Consider the following 16,956-nt stretch of genomic DNA (forward strand, 5'->3'; position numbering starts at 1 on the left):
GCCGTCAGGCGGATGACCCTTCAACATTTCACGCTTCCCCAACAATCCCATCATCCAAAAAATAGACGCGCTGGGCATCCTTTGCGCCCAGGCGCTTCTACTTTTTAGGCGGCGTCTTAGATTTCAGAATCTCGACCGGCAAGGGCTGATAAGACGATTGGAAAAAATCCGTATTTTCGTGCGGCTCGGCACTCGATGGACGGCGCATAGGCAAGCCAGCAGAAGCTAACAACGCCACCGGCCCAAATAAAACACCCCATAAGAACCAGCATATGCCACAGCGGTTCTTCTCTGACGCGACATATCCAGCAAATAAGCCGCATGCAAGCCAGCCAATAAGCAACCATGTGCCGGCAAGACTCCCCAGGATAAACATTAGTTCACGCATTGCTCTTCCAAAAGTATGTGACTACGCCCACTATACTTTGGCTAGCCTCTGCCGGGAAAGGCTGCAGGGCATCACCGTTTCATCAAAAGAAGCGCGTCCAGGCGCAATATCAAATCCAGCTGCCACCTCGCTAAGCGAATGCCTCTTAGCCTGCCCCAGGCGTCGATCTCGGTGAAGGAAAGAGACATGCCCCCATTAATGCCCTGTTGCCGCTGTGCCGCCAGTTCTTGAAACCAGCCCCAAACTGTCTCGGCACCCTCAGGAAGTTCAGGCGGATTCTGCAGGGCCGCCGGCGTTATCCCGGTCTTGGTCCTGACTTGTTCAAGCACCTGCCTAAGTGACTCGCCGCTTTCGGTTTTGCGCTCCAGGTCGAACAACCATTCAGCAAACGCGGCCAGTTGGTCACTTAGGCCTTGGTAAAAAGGGTTTCGTCAGCCGATGCGGCAATCACCTGGCGCGCAATGCTCCGATTCAGGCGGTAAAGCTTCTCGGCATTGGCCTCGGTACACTCCTCAGCCAATCCGCGCCAGCCAGCTGTGCGAACCACTGCCGACTCAATTTCATCGTCCAGCGTGTCCTGAGCGGAGAGCGCCGGTTTCTTGTTTTGGCGAGCCTTCATGATGGCGGCAGCGCGCTCGTCTGCTTTGCGAACAAGATACTGCTCCACCACTGGCGATTGCTCGCCTAATACCATGATGAAAACACCCGTACCGGTACCGTCGGCCCGTGTGATTTCGATTTCTTGGCCCTTGGTCGACGGAGTGCGGATGTCAAAGTCATCAATAGAAAGTGTTTTTTGCGTCATGGTTTTCCTTAAGCAGCGATAAAAAACCCGGCTCTTGGCCGGGCTAATGAAGTTGTAGGGAGGGCTGGATTTCGGCCTCCAAGCGCTCACGCCGCCGCCGAAACTCGGGGATTGCGCGTTTTCGTTCGAGCATCAGGCGCGAGCCGAACGAAGCCTTTACCTGAGTTTCGACCTCCTCAGCCACCAGTGCTTGAAGCTGCTGGTACAAGTTCTGGGTGCGCTGATTCAAAGCATCGCGCATGCGGTAGAACTCAGCAATCAGCCCGGCCTTGAATTCCACCACGTCGTCCGTGTTGCGCATCAGTGATATCAGCAGGGCCGCCTGTCGCTCGTTCAGCATTGCGTACTCAAGGTCTCCACCACCATGGCGACCGCGCAATCTTGGTCGGATTTCAAATCTGACCAAGCCGAACCTGTTCAATGTCTTCAGGTGCCGACGAATCAGTTTAATGACGCTGGCGTGCTGTTGTTTCATGCCTCGCGCAATCACAAGGCTGGACGCCAATGGCTCACCTCCGATGACAGAAACTAATGGTTCAAATGGTGCTCGCATATTCACTCCCTGCAATGCCCTGGAATGAGGTTGGCCGCAGCAGCGCCCCAGGGAAGGCGGTTTCGGATGCCTCCTAGCTGCAGCCAAAGCGTTAAGCGGCGATACGTGAGTCTTCAATCAGGATGACGGACTTGGCCTTAGCGTCCAGGCCGTCGCCATCCATCAAAGCCGTGAACTGGCAAGTGGCCACGGCCTCCCCAGCAACGTCGGCGACCGTGTAGCTTCCGAGTTTGATCTTGGGCATCGAGAAGCGCATGAAATGAGCGCTGCTGCCGCCCTCATCAAGCTGGATCGACAGCGACAAAGTGTCTTCATTGATGAATTGGTCGAGAATCGTTTTGTCCTGCATGTAGAGCGTCAGTTGGCCCGAAACCTCGACCACGCCAACAAACACATCCGGGCTCAGGTCCGATCCGATCACGGCGCCGGTTGTACCGTTGCCGTTGATGGTGAACTCGGCGCCTGTCACAACCGCTATGGAAACGCCATCTGCCTTTACTTCGCCAATCGCACCAGAAGCGACCGACGTGGTGGTGGCAGCAGTTGGCGTCGTGAAATAGCGGCTGGTGGCCGTCTCCATGTCCTGGCCAAGTACTGTGAATCCGACCGTGGCGATGCCGTTGGCCGGAATGCTGACCTGAGCCTGTGTGATGCGACACCCTGTAGCCGTCTCCGAAACGCTGATATCCGAGCGCCATGACTCGATGGTGAACGAGTCATTCGTGTGGCCCGACTGCGGCACAAACAGGTGGCCTGGCGTTGGCGTAGCGACCACACCTTGAACCCAGGCATTGCGCAGCAGCGCTGCCCACAAGTCTTTGTGCGTGGTGCATGAAATCTCGTCGTTCAGCGTGCCCTCGACCCGGCGAGTGCCATGGCGCATGTCGACAATCTGCTGGTGCGTGGCAATCTGGCTCGACTGATAGGTGTCTTTGATCAGGTTCAGGTCGAACGTGGTGCGGCGCATCTCTTGAGCGCCGGTCGCACCGGCCTTCGTGCCGAAAGTCGTTTCCTTTTTCAGCGCAACAGTACGGAAAATGCCTTTAGATATGGCCATGTCTAGCTCCAAAACAAAAAGCCCTCGCGAAGGAGGGCAAATAGGTGGTTAGATGGTGTTACGCGAAAATGTCTGCTCGATACCGGATGCTGACAGGAATAAACGAATACGGGCCGTCAGGCATCAGCCTGCCAACCTGAGGCGTTCGATCAATCACGACACGCGTTGTGCCTTGGGTCATTACAGTGCCACGAGCAAACAACGCGGCAATGCCAGCCGCCTTTGACTCCGCCGTGACTGGCCCGGATCCGGCCGGAACGAACACGGAGATCTGGTAGACGCCTTGATGTCGCTGCAGGCCCTGGCCAAGCACAGGATCGTCAGGCTCAGCCGTGAGCATGCTCACGCGCAGATAAGTGCCGTTTGGCGAGAATGGCCGGTCTTCCCAAGCAACCGGAAGCGCCGGCGTCTGTTGAGCGGCCCATGTCGCCAGACGCACTTCGAGGGCGGCTCGTATAAGGTGTTTCATGTCTGTCCTTGAACTGCGCGCCGCACAAAAGCGTCGAACTCAGCCAATGTGACGCGCACCATTCCTGATGCGGCCTGCTGTGACCACCCATACTCAAGCCTCTCGGCGTACGGAAGTGAATTGCTAATGTAGGTCTGCCCGCCGGCCTTACTGGCCCCGATGCTGGCGGCAAGTCGACTTAACGTGCCTTGCCCGCCTTTGTCCACGGCGTCTGTGGTCTGAGCATCGATGGCACCGACGCCAAACACCCAATTGGCTCGGAATCGACCAGTATCGACCGGGCTCTTGAGCACCACACTTCGGGCGAGGTCGAGTGTCACCTTGCGCACTACCTGGTCAACATTGCCGTTGGCCTTGGCCACAAACTTGGAAATGTCAGCGGTAAAGCTCATAACTGGGCCGTCGCTTGATAAATGATTGGATTGGCTGCATCCGGGCTCAGCGGCGTGCAGCCAAGCAAAGTCGCCGTGCTACCGTCGGGAAAGACTACTGTGTCGCCAGGGCCCGGCTCATACTGCATGCCGTACGCCGCGATCAGCAAGCCGCGCAGCGTGGACTCGATCAACGTACCGTTTTCAAACCTCAAATCGAAGGCCTGGACGGTACCTTGGCTGGCCGGAAGAACTACCGCAATACCAGTCCACGTTACTTCCACGTCCGTGGCGCCGCCCGTGGCCGGGTCGTACTGACCAGGAACCTTTCGCTTGAACGTCAGCTCTGCGGCATCGCCTTCGTCTTTTGCCTCCTGCAGCATCTGCAGGGCTTCTTGTGCGTCTTGCAGGCTCATGCTCTAACCAACTTGATAGTTGCACCACCGCCAACGGTCCAGCGCTTGACCAGGGCATCCACCCCAGCGAAACGCTTTTGACCACCATTAGCGGGCGCGGCGTACTTTTTGGTGATCGGGCCGATGGTCTTTTCGATGACGGCTGATGCTTCCACATCGGCCCAAAGATCGCCCGATTTACAGGCCAGCTCGCAGCAGGCGGACACGATTTCACGCGGGATACCTGCCATGACCGTGCGCGGCCACGCTAGGGCTTGAGATGCCGTGAGCTGTTCGCCCTTATAGGCATACTCAGCATCCAAGTACTGGGTGGCGCGGCGCAGGCGGGCTTCCTGCTCGGACTCAGAGCCGGTGAAGACCAGGTTGTGCGCGGCGGCGTAGGTTGTGCAGTCGGCTACGGAAATGTAGCTCTCGGCGCTGGGATTTGATCCAGTACCATCCTCGACAATCAGCGCCATATCAAACCTCCACCACAAAAGCTACCTGATGCCGATCCGTACGGCCTATCGGCTTGACCTGGCGACCAGTGGCCAGCCATTCGTTCAGAGCCTTCCACTCGCCCTCTAACCAGTTCTGGTAACTTCCGTCGAAGCTGCAAAGCTCGTCAAACAAGAGGATCGTCCCAGGCTGAATGTGCTCGTTCAGGAGCGTGAGCACGTCCCGCGCGCTGCTGTACAGATCGCAGTCGATGTGCACGAACTGCACGGGCTCGCCATGCTCAGCCAGCCAAAGCGGGAGCGTTTCAGAGAACAGCCCCTGCACCAGCTGCACGCCGATGGCAAAGTCGCGCGGAACATCGCAAGCAAAGTGACCTGTCGGGTGCTCCGCCTGGCCCATATCCCATGCCTCGGGAAGCCCTGACCACGTATCAAAGCCAAAAACGGGCGGCTTGCGAAAGTTTCGGATGACCCGCAGTGAATCGCCTTTGAATACGCCGAACTCGCACGCAATACCGGGCGGGGCCGACAAGCAAGCGCGCCGAATCAGGCTGTACCGTGTGTAAACAGGCGCAGACTCGATCAGCGCCAGCAAAGCACGTTCCGAATCAGGCAATCGTGCATCTGCCCTGTCCGGAATTCCGCCCAGGTCCACTGCCCCCATGCTGCTCGGCAAAAGTACTGCGTCCTGGCTTTCAGTGTGGGCAGACTTGGCCCGCTCAGACCCGCCCAGGCCGCCCCGGGCATAGTCGCCAGTGCCGGCACCCCTGCCAGAAGCGCGTCGTGTCCGCTGTTGCTGTTGCCCGTCACTACCAGCCTGGCCGACTTCAGCGCCTGCTCCAGAGTCTTGGCTGGACAGATCGGCAGCCCGTAGTTCAGGTGCTCCTGCAGAGGATGTGGCCGAATCATCAGGCCCGGCCACTCTCGCGCTTGCTTTTCTGCCCATTGCTCAAGTCCTTTTTCATCAAGTCCATGCGACGCATCGCCTGGGGTTTGGACGCATAGAAGCGGATAGCCCTCTGGGTTACCGCCGCGTTCGATAATTTCAATGCCCAGCGCATCGAGCCGGCTCGAATCGCAGCCCCAATCAGGAACGCGATTCAGGCCGCCTAAACTCACTTGCCAGTGGCCCGTGCGCCAGTCATGTGCGTGATTGGTGCGCTTGAGGTACCCGTAATCGATCACGAAAGCGGGTACCCCCAGCGCGGTATAGTCCCGCAGGACATCCCGCCCCTTCCACTGCAGGCCGAATACGGCCACGGCATCGAACCGCTCGCTCTGGCCCGGCGTGTAATCCGAAACCGAGCGGGCGGTTGGGATGCCGCCGGCCCTGATGGCGCCCTCACAAAACGCCTGAACGCCCTCAAAGCCGTTGCGCCCGTAGACGCCCCAGTGGATCAGCGACACTGGATGATGATGCCCGCCAGGTCTTTGTCGGACGTGGCGGCCTTATCCCAGGACCCAGATGTGCCCAAGGTGGCATCGGTCGGATTAGCGCCCGCCGAAGTGTCGTACTTGTAGCCCTTGATGCCCAGGTTGTAGGCATACTCGCCTTGCATGCGGATCACAAGGTTTTCAAGGCCGGTCACCTCATCAAGCACCACACGCTCGGACTCGCTGTTCTCCACCACCACGCCGCCAGCCGTCAGGCCAAGAACGTGATAATCGGTGTAGGCGCCGGAGCCAGAGCCGCCTGCTACCATCAGCGCATCCGAGTCGGTGACAATCACGGGGCGATTCAGTGTGGCAGGGGTGGCCGACTGCACTACCGTGCCCGACACGATGTCGCCGTTGGCGCTGGTGCCGATCTGGTGCTCCATCAGGTCGAAGTAGTTCTTCGAGTGCATGACCCAGGCGCTGATTGCGCTGGCGCGGTCGCCGAACTTAGCAAGGCCTTTGACCAGGTGGGCTGTGGTCAGCTTATCGGTCGCCGCATCGTGCAAGAGATTGGTGTTCTGCACGAGCGCTGCACGAGCGGCGCGCAGGCCGCTATTGAGCATCTCGACCTGCATGCCCTTGCCGATCATCTCACCCAGGAGAAAGGAAAACTCTTCCGGGCTCATGTCCATGGCGACCTTCGCGAAGGCGTCATAGGTTTGGTTTACAGGCCCGATCTTGCGGTTCAGCTTGACGCTGATGGTCTCGTCCATCGAGAGCAGCAGGTCAGTGGCTGCCGATACCGAGGTGGTATCTCGGCGGCTGACGATGTTCGCGATGTTCTTGAAGAACGATTCCTTGGCGAAGTCGCCACGGCGCGAGACCGTCGAGAGCAGGATGGCGTTGCCGGCACCGTTGAAGTAGTTGGAGGCTTGCGTCAGGGTCTCGACGATCCCGCCGCGCATTTCGTCTTGGTAGACTTTGAAGTTAGAGGCTTTACCGATGGTCATGGCTTATTCCTTGAAATTGAATTAGATGGTTTCGGCGTTGAGCTTTTTGCGCCATGCGTCAAGCCCGTTTTCGCCGATGAATTTCGCTTTTTCTGCTGAGGTCATTTCAGCGGCCTTCTTGGCCTTATCTGACCCTGCGCCCTTGTTGCTTGGTGTGCCGCTGCCAGTGGTTCCAGTAGCTTCAAACGCACGACCAAAGATGTCGGACTGGCGCATCTCGCTGACCAAATCCTTGATTGAGAGATAGTCTCCCTTGGCATTCACCCGGGGATTACCATTAGCGTCGACAACTCGCACGCTGTACTCGCCGCCTTCCTCGATAACGCGGACAGACGACTTAACGTGAGGCAGCAGAAGCGCCGGCACGCCTTTAAGCTCCGCAATGGCCGCAGTGGCCTGGGCATCGACAAGATGCTTCTCAATGGCGCGTTCCTTGGTGGTCAGCGAGTCAAGAAGCTGCTGTTTTTCCTTGCTGAACTGCTCGTTCATCTGGGCTTTGAGCTTGTCCCATTCGCCAGCTTTGTTCAGCTTGTCTTCCTCAGCCTTTTGCTGGGCTTGCAGAAGTTCCTGAATTTCCTCGGGCGATTTGCCTAAGGCTTCCCAAGACTTAACCTGTTTTGCAGCAGCTTTGGCAGCTTCACGCTCCTTTTGCAGTGCACTTTTCAGGTTCGATGGGTCTTCGTAGCCATCAAGGTCAAGACGAAACTTCCCGTCAACTTCCTTGTACTGGTCACGCAAGGGTTCAGGCACAGCGTCGATCGAATCGACAATCAGGGGTATTGGCATTGCAGTCACTTCCTCTCGAAGCAGGTTGATGCGCGCCAATCACTGGCGCAAATAAAAAGCCGCCGAGGCATCACACCATGGCGGCTTTAAAAAACGTGTCTTTTATCCGTATCGCTCACGCAGCTGCGCAAGCGTTAATTCGCGACCTCGCATGTTGGTGAGGTCGCGCAGGGTAATCTTCCCATCGCGGTACAGTTCGTATCGGCCTGGGCCAAACCACTCACGCTGCACGGCAACGGGCTTGGCTTCGATCCACTTCTCGAACGTCAGGCCTGCCGATACTTGCCCGTCTGCGCTTGCCCTGGTCGTTGGCTCAAACTCATCAATGTCCAGGCCCAGCTCACGGTAAGTCTTTAGCCAGGGCGTTGTCGCGCACCGGCAGTTGATATGAATAGCCCCCGGCCCAGATCCCCACGGCAGCGTGTGACCCGCCGGGCGATGCTCCATCGAGTACTTCTTGCCGTCCCTGGCTGCGCACACAGGGCATGTCCTGCTGTCGAGTGTGCTCACCCAGTAATAGCCATTCACAACATCATCGTTGGCGGCTATGGCTTCTTGAACGCTCGCATTGGCCACGGTCATCACAGATGAATGCGCTAGGCTTCTGGCTTGGCGAAGCGACACATCGATAACACCCGGTTGGCCGCGCATACCGACAATTCGCCGCGCGATTTCATCCGTGGTCTCGCCAGACGCAAAGCCGGTACGAACCTCCTGCGCGAATGCACGGCGAGCCGCATCGCTTTGGCGGCGCCACCATTCAGCCGTTGGCGCCCCGTCTATCAAAAGCGACTCAACACGCACAGAAAGGCGAGGCGGCTGCTTAAATAGCCCCACCGCCAGACCGCTATTGACTGTGGCCACCGTCGCCTTGCCCGTCAGCTCTGCGAACTCTTGCAGCTCATTGGCCTGCTCAGAGGCGATCGCGTCAAAAACCTCTTTTGCCTCAGCCCCGAAATCGCGAATAGCTTGATCCTGACCGGCTTTCGTGTCGAGCCTTGCCTGAGCAGCGATCTTGCTCGCTATGCGCCTTAACACCTCAACCTTGATCGCGGCCTTGCGCTCTTGGGTGGCGGCAAACCGCAGTGCCACAATTTCATTGTCCAGCAGCCCCGAGGCTATGATCTGCTCTATGCGGTTCATGCGACCTCAGTGAGTGCGCCTGCGGCGATACGCTCCTGCTCAGCCTCCCAGTCAAGGTCATCGGACAGAACCCCTCGGCGCTGCAGCTCACTGAACAATGTCTGTGTCGAAAGCTGACCGGCAGCGGCCATCTGCACGAGCGATTGCACCGACTGATCGGAGATCACCTCAATATCGAAATCGTCATTCACGGCAACCGCCCCAGCATCTTGCTCGATGCCTTGCCATGCGGCCATGTACTGCAAGGCCAGATCGACGGCATCCTCCAGGGCCTGGGCCATGCGCCCAAGCTGGGATTGCTCATTGATCGAATCGTCACGGCTCTCGGTTGCTGTTTTAGCGGCGGCCTGACCCTTCTTAAGTAAGCGCGCACCGGCCTCGCGCATTTCGTCTTTCAGATCTTCAAGAGCCAGACGCCCGGCGGCAATCGCGGCCCCTGTATGCTCGATGTACGAACCCTTTGCCTCTGGATGATTGGAAGTCAGGGCATAACGACTCCCAAACTTAATCTCCCCCTCCTCGATCCCCGTCAGGAACAGGATCGGATTGCGGGCAATATGCAGGTTGGTGTCCTGCTCAGATTGCTGCTGCCAATGCTTGATGTTCAGGTTCGCCAGGTGAATAAGCGGCGGGGTTGCCGTCATGAACCCGGTACGGTTGGTGTATAGCGTCACGAGAGGGATGTCAGGGACAGACATCAGCCCCTCATCGAACAGCAACCACCCGCCGTTTTCAGCGGCGCGGTAGACCTGCCAGCTCCCCCGGCGCAGCACCCGAATCTGTTCGACGCTGGCCACACCAAAGTCGCCGTCATCCTCCTGCACCGTCTCCTTGATGCGAACCTGAGTGAGCTTCTCCACACCATTGATGCGGGCAGACTTCCAGCCGATGACCTGCTTTGGGTTGATCACCGTGGCATAGGGCCGACTTCCTGACTGGCGCTCTTCGGCCAGATTGCGGGGCTGCTCCTCAACGCTGGGGTAATCAATCAGCAGGTGCGACAAGCCATAGGTCAATGCCTCGTCGAACCAATCGGCCGCCACGATATCCAGGCGCGAGCCCTGCAGATCAAAGTCTGCCGTTTGCTGGCGAATAACCTCGGGAATGCTTTCACCCAGGACGATAGGACGCATAAATACGCGACCAACCATGTTTTCAACAGTCTGAGCCAGGGCCGGATACAGAACTGCAGAGCCCAGACGGATTTTGTAATCCTCATCATCCTCGGCAGGCCATTGGGGCAGGTACGCCTTGCCCGCCGCACGCATGGCGCGCGTGCCCCCTTTGAGCGCATCGATGAGCTGCCAGTCAGACAGCATCGCCTCATACGCTGGTAGCGGGGTAGAAATATCTGCCATTTCAGAATGCTCTCAATTCAATCTTGGTTGTGGTGCGTTTTCTGCGGCTCATCGCCACTGCAAAGTACCTAAAAGCGTCGGCGCCGTGACTCGACCAGTCGTGCAGCGGCTTATCCTTCCAGCAGCCGCGTTTGTCATCCCACTCTTTGCGGTAGTTCTCAAGGCAGCTAATGCCCTCTTCGCAAGTTGGCTGATGAAACGCGCAGTGCGGCAGGATTTCCCGGGCCTGATCTATGCCGTCGTCGACGCCAAGCTTGGGAACGACATTGAATTTGATGCTGTATTTCTGCCCGTCGATCTCGTAGCCTTCCTTGGCCAGCTCACGTCGAGTCTTGCCATCGCTTCCAAACTCGCGGTTGTCAATATCATGCGGACCCCAGTGATCGCCGTAGGCGTAGCCGCGATCCTTCAGCACTTTCATGTAGTGGCGCAAGCCTTCGCCGGAGTTCTCGTAGTAATCGACTACGTGGTATTCCTCGCCAATAATCCGTACAAACCAGATTGCCGTCGAATCGCCAACCCCAATATCCCAGAAGGTATGCACAGGCTGGTGACTGTTGTCGGGCAGCTCGCCAATGCGCTGCTGCGCATAGAGCTTGGCAAACTGCTTGGCGTAGTAGGCACCCTCGACAGACTGCTGGAAGGCCTCAGCCGGTATCGACGGGTATTCCCGCTTCATATCGTCGCCAAGGGTCTTTTCCTTAGCGTGATACCAGGCCTTCTGCCCTGCAGTGAGGCTTATGCCGTGCTTTCCCTCGAGCTCGGCGAAATAATCAACCAACCGGCTTGGCAACGCGCCAACCGGTTCAATACTGTATTCAGGGTTCTTCCACCAGGCAAAGAAGAAGAACTTCCAATCTAATTGCCCTAAGGGCTGTTTGGCTGCAGCCTGCTTTTCTGCCGCCTGCGAATACTCGAAGAAATACCCTGCGCGACCCTCAGCCGTCGATTCGATAGTGACGAAGCAGTTTGCAGCAACAGCCTCAAACGCTCCCGTAACAATCTCTCGCGCCTTATGCGGAAACTTCGCGCATATCTTGCCAAACTCCGATACATGAAGGTATCGAAGCGTGCCGCCACGAAAGGATGTGCTGACATACAGCGAGCCGCCTTTCGCAAACACCAATTCGCCAGCAGCATCATTGCGCGCCGGGTTGGCCAGCTTGATCTCAGCAGGCAGATTGTCATAGGCGTACTTGATTTTTTCCCTGAATAGCCGTTTGGCGTCGTTCAGGGTGTGGGCAATCAGTGCGCACTTGGCCGACTCGAACAGCGCGGCATCCAACTGGATGATGCATTGCTCGGTCGTAAAGCCAAGCTGCCGCGCCTTCAGAATGATGTTTCGGGTATGCAGGCCCTGGAAGTACTCCAGCTGCTCTGCAGTCATCCGAAACCGTACTTTTTTGCCTTGCTTGTTGGTTATCCAATAAAGGTGATTCAGGCGCCAATGCTTATCCCGAAGCTTTTCCAAGTGCTCCGGTTTCATAATCACGCCTCGGTCGATAAGTCATCCATGAGCGAAGAAAGCGATTCGACAGTGCTGTCGCCCTCTTCTGTGTCCAGGTTGTATGCCTGCCGCTCGCCCTTGATGACTTTGAGCTGGGCGTCAACACCAGCGTTCAGCGACCGGGCGAACTCGTTGTGGTTGTCCTCTGTAACTTCCATGGACTCCAGAGCCGTGCAAAGCTTGCCTGCAATACCTCGCCACTGCGCGAGCACAGTGCGGTGAGCCAGTACGACAGCGGCGGCCTCGCTCGCGGCTTCCTCAACAATCTCCTCATCGGTGCGCGGCGTGCGTACCTGCGTACCAGCCGTGCGTACCAGCTTGGTCTTTGTAGCCGCCTTGACCTTCCCGGTAAGGTCTCGCATCCAGCCCTCTTTCTTGGCCTTCTTGCGAATCGCGCCTTCAGTGATCCCGTATTTTTCTGCTATTGAACGGATGGACAGCGAGCCAGCACGGTAAGCCGATTCGATGGCCTCCCAGTCTGGTGCCTTCGTTGTCATTGTGATTTCCTATTGTTTTGCTGGCCGCCCGCATTCATGCCGCGCCTATCGCGACCGCTCAACTTCGATCTTCGCTGCCCTGGCCACCCAGTATCCCACCCTTTTTGGGTCAGGCCGCAAGCCCGTGACCGAAGCCACGAACACAACCCCGCGCAGGTACCATTTCAGCCACCAGGCAAGTTTGATTGAGAAGGTGATTTGATTGGTAGCCATAAAAAGCAATACCCGCCGAACCGTGAGGTCAAGCGGGCATTAAAAAGCTTCCGAAGAGGCGGAGGAGACAGCGGGAAATAGGTACGCAAACCGGGCGCTACCCGGTCAAAAGCTTTTTGGTTTCGGAGCTGGCGTAAACCCGGTGCATCCGTCCGTGGCGTTTAAGTGGTGGTAATGCCCAAAGCCTTAATAGTTGGGCGGGTGAAAGCAATCCACTCCTCGGGGGTCTTCGTCAGAAGCGCCTCACGGCCCGCCAAAACTGCCTCAATGTCAAAGATATGATCCCACAGACCGTGCATAGGGCCGACTGGCTGCGCAATCCTCCTCATTGCAGCAGCCATCCGTGTAAGCTCAGCTCTTTGCTCGTCGGTCATGGCTACCATGAGGGTCACAGATCCTTTTCGTACGAGGCCCAAACAGCCTCACCTGTTCCTGAGCATGCGTCTTGGCCGTCTTGAAGCCCCCACTCAGAGACTTCGAGATCGCCGTAATTCTTTTCGGCGCGGGCGGCCTCTGCGGCCTTGATCGCTGCCGGCAGGGCTGCATAAACGCCCAGCACTTCGCCAAACTCGTATTGGTGGTTCCTGTGCAGCACGTAGACTTTTTGCATCTTGGCTCCATGTCGGATGCTATGCAAAAAGCCCCACCAATCGGCAGGGCTTCATAAATTCTAGGCGGACTTGTGGCCCGACATGCACATTATCGCCGGTATCAGTCCGATTTGCAAGCCCTCTCTATCGCCGTAATCAGCGCCAATGTGCACTCCGGGCAGCCCTCAGGATGCAGGCTCATTGGCACGATATTGCCATCATCGTCGGTCACGGTGTTGCCGCAGCCCTTGCGCCACTCAGCGATCATTTCTAGGATGGTCATTCGTTGCTCCCTCCATCGCCCAGCGCCTTAGTTTGCTCCAATATCATTTGTAGATACCGGGCCAGCGCCTCTATTTCGTCAACACCATCTATCTTGATGTTGAGCGCCTGCTTTCTGCCCATACCAAATTCCTCGTACTCGTATTGAAAATGGAGCGTTTCAGAATCAGCGTCAAACGATACTCCTAAGTTACCCTCGAATATCTGGCTAAAGGTCTTGCCGCCATCATCGGTGCGAGCATTGCCCTCAAACGTAGTCAGTATAAGTTTCGCTGTTGTCATTTCACCATCCCCCTTCTCTTTAACATCGGCCACAATTTCTCTTTGGCCGCCTGATACGCTTTATGTTGATCCTCAATGCGCGGGTTACGGTGAACGCTTACCCCCACATACTTGTTCCGAAAGTGTACGCCTATGGCCGCCCGCTCCAGGTAGTGCAGCGTGTCAATGCAAGCGCCCACTGCCTCTGCCGTCACGCGCTCAAGCCTGGCATCCCTGTCGTCGCCCGTATCGTGTACGTCGCCTGCGTCATGGCCTCGGCATGATGGGCTTACCCTTGGCGCTCCTAGCGCTGGACGGTAGCGGGCCTCGTAGCTGTGCCACGTCTCAAGCAACGCTTCGACCTGCTCCGACTCATCCTGCGTCATACCTTCCCCCTTGAATAGCTGCTCTATCCCTGCCCTTGCCAGTTCCTGCTTGCCTTGGCGGCTTTTGGCGTGCTGGCCTGCCTGTCGCTGGCGAATTTCCTGAAGGCGCTCCGCAACGAGCGAAGGATCCTTCATCATCCATTTTGGCAAGTCCATTACGCCCCCCCTTCCAAAACCGTGCTTGCGCTCCTGGCCGTTTCCAATGCCCTTCATGGTTTTGACCGGCGGCTGCGCCTGGTTAATGTCCTGTCCTCGCGGATGAGGCTTGACCTTGAGCTCTTTTGGCCGGGCTTTGATTCGGGTATTCATCAACCGATCTCCACAACAACGAAGCCCTGACCTTTGGTGTCCAAGCAGTCATCCAGCGTCCAAGGCCTAAAAATCCTGTCGTCTACGCCCAGCGCTTTGGCGATGCCGTCGACGTAATGCTTGATAGCTCCGATGCAACCCTCGATGTCGCGGTTGCGCCGATCCGGGAATGCGAACATGACGCTTACCGGCATGCGATCCGACGGCGAGAATGTGTGCCGCCCAAGGGCTTGCTTGGCAGCAAGAAAACCATCCTGACGAGCGCGAACCTTCGGGGCTTGGAATGTGGCCCAGTGCCTGCCGCCTTTGGCGTTGGGAAATAGAGCCGGATTTGGCCAGGGCAATGTGATAATCAAGCGGTCCTGAGTCATGCAGGCACCTCACCCAGCGCACGCTGTGCCATGGCTACAGCCGTTGGCGATTTGCCCTTTGGATTTTCCAAAACGCGGCGCGCCCATGCCTTATGATCCTTCCGAGATTTACTCAAGACATCGCCAGCGCCAAGCCGCTCCATGGCTTTTTTCGCCTCGGCCTCGCTCATCTGCGTCTTTTCTGGCGCCGGCAGCGCGACATGAGCATCAGGAACAGCCGCCCACTGTCCTTTCGCCAGTTGATTGGCCAATGCCTTTTCCCAGCGAACCTTCATTACGCTGTAGCCGCAATTGAGCAAGTCGTGCTGCCCTGCCTCAATGCCAGCGTGATAGACCGCTGGGTGCGACCACTCGCCCCGCTCGCCCTTGCGTCGCGCAGCCATGCCTTGAACCGCCTCATAGAAAGACGCCTCAGGGTTGATTGGCGGTCGACACATGGCCATAAACTCGGGCAATGTCGGCGCAAAGCCCTTTGTCATTGAGCGGCATGCATCCAAACCTCGTTTTATCTCCTCGCCGGTGTAGCCAGCGAGCTCCTCGGCCCATTCGGTCATCATGACGTTTGGATCAATGCCTTCCCACTGCTGAGCAAAGCGGGCTCCGAAAAGCACTTGCATTTTTTGAACGAGCTTTTCGACCCACAGCTTTGGTAGCGGCTGCGCCTGATTTTGGTTAACGACCTGCATCGATCACCCCCATGTCTTTCATCGGTTGTCGGGTTGGTTGCCAGAACGAGGCCATCCAGCTGGCGCGCTCGTCAGCTCTTGAGGTCCGAGGCTTTGGCGCAGCTTTTGCCGCGCGAAGCACCCCTTGCAAGTAAGCCACGGGCTCCATGGCCTTGCTGTCGACACAAGCCTGAAGCGCAGCAATGACGTCCTCGTCACCATGGGTTTTGCGCAGCATGCCCAGCATTGACCTGGCGTTTTTCTCAGAAACACCTGATGCGGTCAGCAATGGAACCCCTCGACCGAATATGACTTCAGCGGGATCGATTGGCGCATCGGCGCCCGATACGTCAGTATCGGAATAATTGGTTCTTGGTTCTTGGTTCTTGGTTAGTTGCTCATCTGTTGAACACTCGTTCAACGGCTGTTCAACGTCTGTTCTTTCTTTGCTCGTCGGCTCTTTGACTGATGCTGTACGTTTGTTGGTTTTAGGCGTACTTTTATGCGCTCTACGGGCTGCACTGGCCTTGCCTGCTGCGGACTTTGCCGAAATGTTTGCCCTGTACTTCTGAATCTCGTCGTCGCAACGATCGTGAAACCATCCTTGTTCAGTCTTTGTAAAGAACTCGTTCAACACCTGTTCAACAGCTGTTCGTTCTTCGTCTGAACGGGCAATGATCAGACGGCATAACGCGTTGAAGTCCAGCGTTAGTTCTGCTTCGGTGTCGTAATACAGGTCAATCAGATCCCGGTAGACACTGCGTTCAATTCGCGTAAGGTGCCTGGTGGCGCTATTGAAGTCGCCTATGTGATGTGGGTAATAATTCATGCCGCCTCCAATTCATATCCGGCAGCGGCCAGCGCTTCCTTGGGCAAGGCGTGACCTTGGTCGACCAGCAGCTGCACGCACTCCCTAAGCAGGTCACGCTGGGGGCCGTACTTCGCCTCAAAGCGCCCTTTCCATGGATGCACAGCGATTAACCCGGGCGCACCGGCGCCGTCTTGATGGTGACCGGCGCAAAGGCCAAGTACGAGCCAATGAGCACCCGGCTTGGTGCGACCATCGATGTGGTGGATGCTTACGGGTGTGTTGTGAACGCCGTCCTTTCGGCACGCAATGCAGCCAAGATCGGCAAGAAGGCCGTGATAATGCTTTTGGGCAAGGGTTGCGGAACGGCCTTTCATTCGCCAAACCCTCCCAATACGGATTCCAGTGTCTCCAGGGCCTGAGCTGGGCTCAAATGCGGCCACATGGTTTTGCATGCGTGCGGTGTACGTAGAAAGGCGACAGCATCCGTGTGGAATTGCTCCATGTCGGCCTGCTCAAGCTTTGCGTAGCTGATGGATTTCGGTACCGGAATAACGCCGCCTTTGGGACCCGGGTACCAGTCGACAAAGCCGCTGCCGGTTTTCAACCAGGCGCGAAATGCCTCAAACTCTTCAAATCGCTCCTGCGCTTCAAATACAGCAGACTCAAGCGCCATGTGCTTGCGGTGGAACCAGCCGATGCGCTCCTGGTGGGTGCGCAGCTCGACCATCTCACCGGGCTCAAGCTTCATTAATCGATTCCAGAGCCGACGCCATTGTTTTTGCCCGCGCTCACCAAGGCCGTCGACAAAGCCGAACATGGCCTTGCGTGCGATGGCCTTTTCTTGCTCGGACAGCTGAACGTCAGGTTTGCGCACCAGGGTAATTTCAGCCATAG

The 16,956-nt window shown here is 57.2% G+C and carries 26 protein-coding genes; all 26 read right to left on the reverse strand.

Annotated elements, in window-relative coordinates:
• Positions 1-97: 97 nt before the first annotated feature.
• Complete coding sequence (locus CHR62_RS09125) at positions 98-388, reverse strand: hypothetical protein (protein ID WP_123660721.1); 291 nt, start codon at positions 386-388, stop codon at positions 98-100.
• A 71-nt stretch (positions 389-459) separates the two neighbouring features.
• Positions 460-765 (reverse strand): hypothetical protein, encoded by a 306-nt coding sequence (locus CHR62_RS09130; protein ID WP_123660722.1) that lies wholly within the window; start codon positions 763-765, stop codon positions 460-462.
• 29 nt (positions 766-794) lie between these two features.
• Positions 795-1,193, reverse strand: a complete 399-nt coding sequence (locus CHR62_RS09135; protein WP_123660723.1) for a hypothetical protein — start codon at positions 1,191-1,193, stop codon at positions 795-797.
• Positions 1,194-1,236: 43 nt separating this feature from the next.
• Positions 1,237-1,746, reverse strand: a complete 510-nt coding sequence (locus CHR62_RS09140) for a Rha family transcriptional regulator (protein WP_123660724.1) — start codon at positions 1,744-1,746, stop codon at positions 1,237-1,239.
• Positions 1,747-1,837: 91 nt separating this feature from the next.
• Positions 1,838-2,803: a phage tail tube protein gene (locus tag CHR62_RS09145; RefSeq protein ID WP_123660725.1), complete on the reverse strand. Its 966-nt coding sequence runs from the start codon at positions 2,801-2,803 to the stop codon at positions 1,838-1,840.
• A gap of 58 nt (positions 2,804-2,861) precedes the next feature.
• On the reverse strand, positions 2,862-3,272 hold the full coding sequence (locus tag CHR62_RS09150) for a DUF4128 domain-containing protein (protein ID WP_123660726.1): 411 nt from the start codon (positions 3,270-3,272) through the stop codon (positions 2,862-2,864).
• Entirely contained in the window at positions 3,269-3,664 is a 396-nt protein-coding gene (locus tag CHR62_RS09155) for an HK97 gp10 family phage protein (protein ID WP_123660727.1), read from the reverse strand. The genes CHR62_RS09150 and CHR62_RS09155 overlap by 4 nt, the downstream gene beginning before the upstream one ends.
• Complete coding sequence (locus tag CHR62_RS09160; protein WP_123660728.1) at positions 3,661-4,059, reverse strand: hypothetical protein; 399 nt, start codon at positions 4,057-4,059, stop codon at positions 3,661-3,663. Before CHR62_RS09160 ends, CHR62_RS09155 begins: the two co-directional genes overlap by 4 nt.
• Complete coding sequence (locus tag CHR62_RS09165) at positions 4,056-4,517, reverse strand: DnaT-like ssDNA-binding protein (protein WP_123660729.1); 462 nt, start codon at positions 4,515-4,517, stop codon at positions 4,056-4,058. The genes CHR62_RS09160 and CHR62_RS09165 overlap by 4 nt, the downstream gene beginning before the upstream one ends.
• 1 nt (position 4,518) lies before the next feature.
• Complete coding sequence (locus CHR62_RS15615; RefSeq protein WP_158609106.1) at positions 4,519-5,112, reverse strand: class I SAM-dependent methyltransferase; 594 nt, start codon at positions 5,110-5,112, stop codon at positions 4,519-4,521.
• Positions 5,079-5,903, reverse strand: coding sequence for a hypothetical protein (locus CHR62_RS15620; RefSeq protein WP_158609107.1), 825 nt, complete (start codon positions 5,901-5,903; stop codon positions 5,079-5,081). Before CHR62_RS15620 ends, CHR62_RS15615 begins: the two co-directional genes overlap by 34 nt.
• Complete coding sequence (locus CHR62_RS09175; RefSeq protein ID WP_123660731.1) at positions 5,894-6,883, reverse strand: major capsid protein; 990 nt, start codon at positions 6,881-6,883, stop codon at positions 5,894-5,896. The genes CHR62_RS15620 and CHR62_RS09175 overlap by 10 nt, the downstream gene beginning before the upstream one ends.
• A gap of 21 nt (positions 6,884-6,904) precedes the next feature.
• Positions 6,905-7,669 (reverse strand): hypothetical protein, encoded by a 765-nt coding sequence (locus CHR62_RS09180; protein ID WP_123660732.1) that lies wholly within the window; start codon positions 7,667-7,669, stop codon positions 6,905-6,907.
• Positions 7,670-7,771: 102 nt separating this feature from the next.
• Positions 7,772-8,812, reverse strand: coding sequence for a phage minor head protein (locus tag CHR62_RS09185; RefSeq protein WP_123660733.1), 1,041 nt, complete (start codon positions 8,810-8,812; stop codon positions 7,772-7,774).
• A complete protein-coding gene (locus tag CHR62_RS09190; RefSeq protein WP_123660734.1) occupies positions 8,809-10,170 on the reverse strand; it encodes a DUF4055 domain-containing protein in 1,362 nt (453 codons plus the stop codon). The genes CHR62_RS09185 and CHR62_RS09190 overlap by 4 nt, the downstream gene beginning before the upstream one ends.
• 1 nt (position 10,171) lies before the next feature.
• Complete coding sequence (locus tag CHR62_RS09195) at positions 10,172-11,656, reverse strand: terminase (RefSeq protein ID WP_123660735.1); 1,485 nt, start codon at positions 11,654-11,656, stop codon at positions 10,172-10,174.
• 2 nt (positions 11,657-11,658) lie between these two features.
• Entirely contained in the window at positions 11,659-12,174 is a 516-nt protein-coding gene (locus tag CHR62_RS09200; RefSeq protein WP_123660736.1) for a hypothetical protein, read from the reverse strand.
• Positions 12,175-12,775: 601 nt separating this feature from the next.
• Positions 12,776-12,997, reverse strand: coding sequence for a hypothetical protein (locus CHR62_RS09205; protein ID WP_123660737.1), 222 nt, complete (start codon positions 12,995-12,997; stop codon positions 12,776-12,778).
• Between the two features lie 101 nt (positions 12,998-13,098).
• The gene (locus CHR62_RS15625) at positions 13,099-13,260 is read right to left on the reverse strand and encodes a hypothetical protein (RefSeq protein ID WP_158609108.1); all 162 of its coding nucleotides are present in this window, start codon (positions 13,258-13,260) and stop codon (positions 13,099-13,101) included.
• A complete protein-coding gene (locus CHR62_RS09210; RefSeq protein WP_123660738.1) occupies positions 13,257-13,574 on the reverse strand; it encodes a hypothetical protein in 318 nt (105 codons plus the stop codon). The genes CHR62_RS15625 and CHR62_RS09210 overlap by 4 nt, the downstream gene beginning before the upstream one ends.
• Positions 13,538-14,215, reverse strand: coding sequence for a hypothetical protein (locus CHR62_RS09215; RefSeq protein ID WP_123660739.1), 678 nt, complete (start codon positions 14,213-14,215; stop codon positions 13,538-13,540). Before CHR62_RS09215 ends, CHR62_RS09210 begins: the two co-directional genes overlap by 37 nt.
• Positions 14,215-14,586, reverse strand: a complete 372-nt coding sequence (locus CHR62_RS09220) for an endodeoxyribonuclease RusA (protein WP_123660740.1) — start codon at positions 14,584-14,586, stop codon at positions 14,215-14,217. The genes CHR62_RS09215 and CHR62_RS09220 overlap by 1 nt, the downstream gene beginning before the upstream one ends.
• On the reverse strand, positions 14,583-15,272 hold the full coding sequence (locus CHR62_RS09225) for a hypothetical protein (RefSeq protein WP_123660741.1): 690 nt from the start codon (positions 15,270-15,272) through the stop codon (positions 14,583-14,585). The genes CHR62_RS09220 and CHR62_RS09225 overlap by 4 nt, the downstream gene beginning before the upstream one ends.
• Positions 15,259-16,080: a YdaU family protein gene (locus CHR62_RS09230; RefSeq protein ID WP_123660742.1), complete on the reverse strand. Its 822-nt coding sequence runs from the start codon at positions 16,078-16,080 to the stop codon at positions 15,259-15,261. The genes CHR62_RS09225 and CHR62_RS09230 overlap by 14 nt, the downstream gene beginning before the upstream one ends.
• The gene (locus tag CHR62_RS09235) at positions 16,077-16,436 is read right to left on the reverse strand and encodes a Ref family recombination enhancement nuclease (protein ID WP_123660743.1); all 360 of its coding nucleotides are present in this window, start codon (positions 16,434-16,436) and stop codon (positions 16,077-16,079) included. The genes CHR62_RS09230 and CHR62_RS09235 overlap by 4 nt, the downstream gene beginning before the upstream one ends.
• Positions 16,433-16,954, reverse strand: coding sequence for a DUF1367 family protein (locus CHR62_RS09240; protein WP_123660744.1), 522 nt, complete (start codon positions 16,952-16,954; stop codon positions 16,433-16,435). The genes CHR62_RS09235 and CHR62_RS09240 overlap by 4 nt, the downstream gene beginning before the upstream one ends.
• Between the last annotated feature and the right edge of the window lie 2 nt (positions 16,955-16,956).

The organism is Pusillimonas sp. NJUB218 (genome assembly GCF_003788685.1).
Taxonomy (GTDB): Bacteria; Pseudomonadota; Gammaproteobacteria; order Burkholderiales; family Burkholderiaceae_B; genus Neopusillimonas.